2 protein-coding genes are annotated in these 6,590 nt (G+C 71.6%); both read left to right on the top strand.

What is annotated here, in order from left to right; all coding sequences use genetic code 11:
- Positions 1 to 6,151: actin cross-linking domain-containing toxin (locus ADL15_RS11080; protein ID WP_157441301.1), on the top strand; the 6,151-nt coding region annotated here is incomplete at its 5' end.
- Positions 6,148 to 6,590: hypothetical protein (locus ADL15_RS11075; RefSeq protein WP_157441300.1), on the top strand; the 443-nt coding region annotated here is incomplete at its 3' end. The genes ADL15_RS11080 and ADL15_RS11075, both read left to right, overlap by 4 nt.

Below are 6,590 nucleotides of genomic sequence, written 5' to 3'. Positions count from 1 at the left end.
CGAGATCGGCCACTACCTCGGCCTCGCCGACGAGAACATCGACAACATCCGCGTCTTCAACCGCGACGACACCGCCCGGCACGCCACCGACGACTCGCTGATGTCCACCACCGCCGCGAGCGACGACCCGCAGATCCTGCAACGCCACCTGGACCGGATCGCCGCCACCGAAGAAGGCGCGATCGGCACCACCAGCACCCCCGACAGCACCCTCGGCACCCGGCCCGCACCGCGCCCGCACACCAACAACCCGGCTTTCACCGAGCTCGTCGCCAGGGCAACAGCCGCAGCGAGCCACGCGGCCAGCACTCCGCTGACCCGCGGCAACTACCTCGACGCCGTCGACCGCAGCCTCGACGAGGCCCGCCCGCTGGCCTATGTCGTCAACACCGTCCTGCCGCTCAAGGACATCGGCGACATCCCCGACATGATCGAGCAGGTGCTGGCCGGTCAGAACGGTTTCACCGACCGGGTCGCGTTCGTCTTCGACGTCAACGTCCAGGCCACCGGCTCGGCGGCCGCCAAGGCTAACACGCTCCGCGAGGTCGAGGACGCCATCACCGCGCTGCGCACCGACCCGCGGATCCGGGACCTGCCCCAGCCGGTCGCGTTCGTGGCGTCGACGTTCGGCAGCGCGAAGTTCCCGGCCGGCACCATGCGCAACGAGGCGCTGCACAGCTCGGCGACGCACGCCCTGCTCACCGCGTACCACGAGACCGGGCACCACCCGTACGTCTCGGTGCAGGATTTCGACCAGAGCAGCCGGCTGGTGTCGCCGGCCGGGCCGCACGTGTTCAACCACTTCGAGAGCCTGCTGGCGCCGGAGAGCGACCCGGACGCGATGGACACCGGCGAGACCGAGCCGCCGTTCCGGCCGCTGATGTTCGCCGGCGGGTACCGTCCCGACGAGCTCGGCGACCAGATCGACGAGGCCCGGGACCGGGAGGACCCCGCCGACGACCTCGACGAGCTGGGCGACCAGGACCAGATCGACCTGGTGACGGCCCGGGTCCGCGCCGACATGGCCGCCCGGGACGCGCAGGCCAAGGTGCATCCGCTGCTGCCGTACGCTCCGGAACCCAACCTCTTCGTCGACGGGCTCGCCGTTCTGGTCGAACCCGAGCTGACGTTCGGCCCGAAGGGCGCCGAATTCGACCAGCTGGCCAAACGGCTCAACACGTTCGCGGCCGGCGAGCTGCAGGAACGCTTCACCGGCAGCTACCAGGCCGCCCCCGACAACCAGGACGTGCTGCCGGGCGTCGCCGCCACCGTCGACGAGGACGGCTTCGCGACGCAGGACAAGACGGAGATCCTCGCGTCGGTCGCGGTGCACGCCGGCAACTACACGCTGCCGGGTCGCGGTCCCGCGTTCGTCGTCGACTTCGCCGACGGCGCGGTCAGCACCGACCTGCTCCGCCTCGCCCGCGGCGTCCTGGACACCGGCAAGCTGCCGCAGGACCACGCCGCCGCGACCGCACCGGTCAACCGGTTCTTCGACTCCAAGGACGCGAAGGCCGGGGTCAGTTTCAAGGCGGTCGCGGACACCGCGGGCACCGGCGACTACCAGACGTCAGAGCCGCTGCGCCCGTTCCGGCCGGGCGGCACGCGCCCCGACGTGCCCGCGACGGACCGGCTGCACCTGGGCGGTCGCCCGGTGAACACGCCGAGCCGGGCGCTCGCGCAGCCGATGTCCGGCCCGTTCACCGGCATCACGTACGGCATCGCCGAAGAGCACCGGCTCCGCGCCGCCTACGAGTCGATCGCCGGCCGCCCGGACGCACACGATCAGCGCTGGTGGCGCTACGTGGAGAACGAGGTCGTCGGTTACCTCCGCGACGACTCCACGCCCCCGCCGGCCCACTCGCTCTACCACGCGGTCACCGACGGATCCGACGCGCAGGCGAAGGCGCTGCGCGACAGCGCTCTCGACGCCTTCGTCGACGAGGAGACCCGATCGGACGTCATCGCCGTCGCCACGGCGGACGGCACCGGCCCGGTCCACCTGGCGCACGCCCTGGCCGGCACCGGCTACGGCGCGAACGGGCACGCGGTGCGCTACCTGGCCACCGCGCTGGGCCGCCCGATCGAGGTCCGGCACGTCCAGAACGGCTCGTTGACCGGCCCGATGACGAAGTACCCCCCGTTCGGCGAGGCGTCCACCGAGCCGCCGCTCGTGGTGCACCGGCACGAGTCCGGCTGGTTCAGCACCACGGCGGTCGCGCCGAGGCCGCTGCTGGCCGCGGAGTCCGACGTCGCCGAGCTGGCCGACCGGCTGGAACGCTCGACCGCGATCTCCAAGCGGGGCCGCGACGAGCACAGCACCAGCCCGGAACCCGGGCCGCCGACCAAGCGGCGCGAACTGGCCGACGCGGACACCGACTCGGAGATGGAGCTGGTCAGCGGCCCGGCCGCCACCGCCGACGCCCAGTACACGGCGATCCGGGACCTGCTCGGCGACCCGAACCAGACGCCGGACATCACCGTGCTGATCGACGAGGCGCTCAACTTCGGCCACCAGACCGCCGGCCTCACCCTGATCGAGTCGCTGCGCAAGCTCGGCCACCACCGGACCATCGACGTGGTCGCGTCGCCAAACGTCTGGGCCAAACTCGACACGCTGCTGCCGCTGGGCACGCCCGGGGTCAACCGGATCATCGAGGCCAAGTTCGACCCGGACCACCCCTACGCCGACAGGCGCCAGAACCAGCACCGGCTGGTGCTGGTCGGTGCCGCGGACACCCTCGACGCGGCCAGTGGCAAGGCGTTCCTCGACTACCTGGGCGCCGACCGGGCCATCGTGTTCAAGCCGTACGCCTGGCAGAGCACCCACCGGCTGGCGTTCAGCCGTACCGGGCCGGGCGACGACGTCACCACGGTCGACCTGGACACGGTCATCTCCCCCGACGCGATCTACACCACCGACGTGCCGGTGCCGGACGCGACCACCGCCGAGGCGACGATCCGCGCCGCCATCGGTACCGGCCCCCGCGCCGACGGGCTGGTCACGATCGCCACGGCCGCCCTGGCCGACGAGATCGACGTGATGCCGGTCTACGGCCTGCACCGCCTCGACGACGAGCTGCGCCCCGCCGCCGGCCTGACCCTGGCCCACGGCGTGCACGCCGCCGCCCTCGACCGCCCCGCCGTGATCCTGGAGATCAGCGACTCCCGGCTCGACTACGCCCCGGCCACCGACAACCCGTCCTGGCTCACCACGGTCGACCTGAACGCCGACGAGCAGGTCGACCTGACCGGTCTCGGTGCTGGCGACGTCGTGGTGGTCCGCACCGGTGGTCTGCCCCAGGACGTGTTCCGCACCGCCTACCAGCTCGGGTCGCTGCCCGCGGTCCTGGAGGGCGCGAACACCGCCAACCTGGTCCAGCTCATCAACCGGCCGTACTTCTCGCCCCGGCCCACCACCAGCGCGGAAGCCACCCGCTTCCCGCACTCCGGCGACCCCGACGCCGACGCGGCACCGATCAGCACGCTCGGCGACGTGACCGAGGCGATCCAGGCCGGCACCGACTGGTCGGTGGAGGTGAAGGAGGACCAGGCCGGACCGTTCGGCACGATCGGCCGGATCGCCACCGCCACCAGCGTGCTCACGAGCCGGCTGCAGGCGATGACCGCCGATCCGAACGAGGCCCACCTGACCCAGGAGGACTTCGAGCGGCTGCGTGACGCCCTGCCCGGCACCATCAAGGTCGACGCCCCGCAGATCCTCGGCGACACCGCCGTGGTCGAGGAAGCCGTCGCGCACAAGAAGAACGACTACCGGCAGTTCGAGGCCGGCGAGTTGCGCCAGGTCCCGATCACCCCGGCGATGGTCCAGCAGCTACGGGCGCGGTTGACCACCGAGCGCGCCACGGCCGTCCGCCAGGCGGTCACCGAATATCAGCAGCACTCGAACGTCCCCAGCGACGTGGCCGTCGCCACGGTCGCCACCGCGATCACCGAGCTGCGCAACCCGGACAGCGCGCTCAAGCAGTACTTCGACCGGGTCGCCACCGCCGCCCGCGACCCGCAGCGCGACCAGGTGCTGCAGGGCCTGTCGCACTTCGTCACGCACCAGCTCGGCGTCACCGCGCCGCTCGGCAGCCAGCCCGCCACGTCCTCGCACACCGAGGCCGAGAACCAGCTCCGGGACACCGACTATCCGTTCCTGCTCGACGTCAACCCGCTGCGCGACCAGGGCGGCGAGCTCACCACCAACTGCTATGTCGCGGCCATCGCCACCGACATGTCCCTGGCCACCGGCGGCATCGACCGCTTCCAGGCCGGCGGCGCGGTCGCCAGCCCGAGCCAATACCTGGCCAACTACGCCGGACGACCGCTCGACACCGTCCGCGACCTCGACCAGATCCGCGACATCCTCACCACCGCAGGCCCGGGCGCGCGCGGCATCATCACCGTGCAACGACGGGACGGCTCCGGCCACGCATTCAACGTCGTGCACGACCACAACGGCGTCGTCTTCCTCGACGGCCAGTCCGGCCACTTCGCCGACCTCGACGACTCCTACACCCGGATCAGCCTGGTCTCCACCGGCGACCACGCGTTCCCCGCGGCCGGCCTGGAAACCCCCGCGGTCCCGGGACCGCTGGTCGGCACACTGTCCGGCGGTGTCCCGGACTTCGGAAAAACCTTCGACGGTACGTCCATGGGCGTCGAAATCGAGCTCTCCGGCGTGAGCACCGCCCTGGACAGCGGCTCGGCACGCGCGTTCGGCTACGTCGCGTCCACCGACGACACCCCGCTCGTCATGATCACCAAGGACATGTCCACCGGCACGGTCCCCGGCAAGCCGAAGTGGACGACACACACCCTGGAGCTGGTCACCTACCCGGTTGAGGTCTCCTCCGCCGACGGCGTCCAGCAGCGCAAACAGGCCGTGCTGACCCTGCTCGACCACTTGGACAACCACCTCACCGCCGGTGGCGGCGCCCTCACCTCGACAGACCTCGGCAACGACCTGAAACTCGTGGTCACCAACAAGAACCACGAGATCACCTCCGACCGGCCGGGCACGAAGATCGCCATGCCGGTGTCGATGCAGCAGGTCACCGTCGGCATCCGCGCCTCCGACGTCACCACCTCCGACGACCCGGTCGCCGTCGCCGTCCGCACCGCACCCTGGTACGACACGACCCACCGCGACCGGGCCGACCAGGAGCTGACATCGGCAGCCCCCGGTCTCGACGTGGCCCAGGTGGCCGGCGCGTACACCTACGTGATGTCCGTCGTCGGCTTCGTCGCCAAACTCGCCGACGACTACGGCGTGCCGGTCGGTGACTACGTGCCGCCCGGCGGGGTGCGCACCCACCTGACCGACCCCAAGGTGAAGAACGCCTGGGCGGTGCTCCCCCGCACCAAACCGATCAACGTGGTCAGCTGGCTGTCCGGCCCGGAACGGATCGCGGCCCTCAAGCTGATCCGCGAAACGCCCCCGCCGGCCGCCAACCCCGAGGCGTGGAAGGCCGCTCGCGCCTACATCGTGAGCCAGCAGGGTGACGTCGCCGGGCACGGCATCGACGACGCCATGATCGACAACGGTCACGCGGTGCTGTTCGAGCACCGCACGGTCACCCCGGACGTGGCGCCGTTCGTACCGTCGCGGCCCCTGCCCACGGTCGTGATCACCGACCCGGCCGCGGCGTTCGGCGACAACCGGCGGGCAGCGGTCCAGCGCGCCACGGCCGAGGTGTCGAGCCCGGAGAACGCGGCGCTCTTCGCCGCCGTGATGCGCACGCGGGTCTCCGAGGCCCGGGCCAGGACGGCCTCCGACGCCGCGCTGATCGCGCAGAGCGCCGTCAACCAGAAGATGACCTGGCTCGCCGAGAACCGCCCGCAGACCTGGCAGGCCATGCTCGCCGAGCTGGCACCCACCACCCGCCCCGCGCCGGCACCGACCGCCGGCCCCCGCACCGCAGGTCAGCGCCCCGACATCGTCGCGACACCGGTCACCGCGGACGAGATCGCCACCCTGCGCGACACCACCGCCCCGCGCACCGCGAACACGACGTCATTCGACGTCGTCGAGCTGACGCCGACCCGCACCGGCGTGCCGGACCTGGTCGCTTCGTCGTATCGCGAAGCCGGCCTGCCCGTCCCCAAGCCGGCCTGCCCGTCCCCGAGACCAGCCGCCCGGTGATCAATCTCGGCCGCATCGACGGCCCGGTCGCCTACGACCACCGGCTGCTGAGCACCGACGACGGCCGCACCGTGCAGGACTTCACCGTCCGCGTGCACCTCGACCCCCGCGACACCACCGCGACCGCGCAACTCGACCAGACCCGCCAGCGGGCGACCGACGCCGTCAACGCCGCCTACAACCAGGGCTTCCAGATCGGCGACGACCAGTTCCACGTCACCGTCGAGTTCACCGACGACCCGGCCGACGCGCACACCAGCATCGCCCTGCACGGCGACACCACCCCGGCGACCACCCAAACCGTGTGGACCACCGCCAGCAGCGACCTGGATCTCGCCCACGAGATCGGCCACTACCTCGGCCTCGCCGACGAGAACATCGACAACATCCGCGTCTTCAACCGCGACGACACCGCCCGGCACGCCACCGACGACTCGCT

Source organism: Actinoplanes awajinensis subsp. mycoplanecinus (assembly GCF_001509495.1).
GTDB lineage: Bacteria > Actinomycetota > Actinomycetes > Mycobacteriales > Micromonosporaceae > Actinoplanes > Actinoplanes palleronii.
This window is presented reverse-complemented; position numbering and strand designations above follow the sequence as displayed.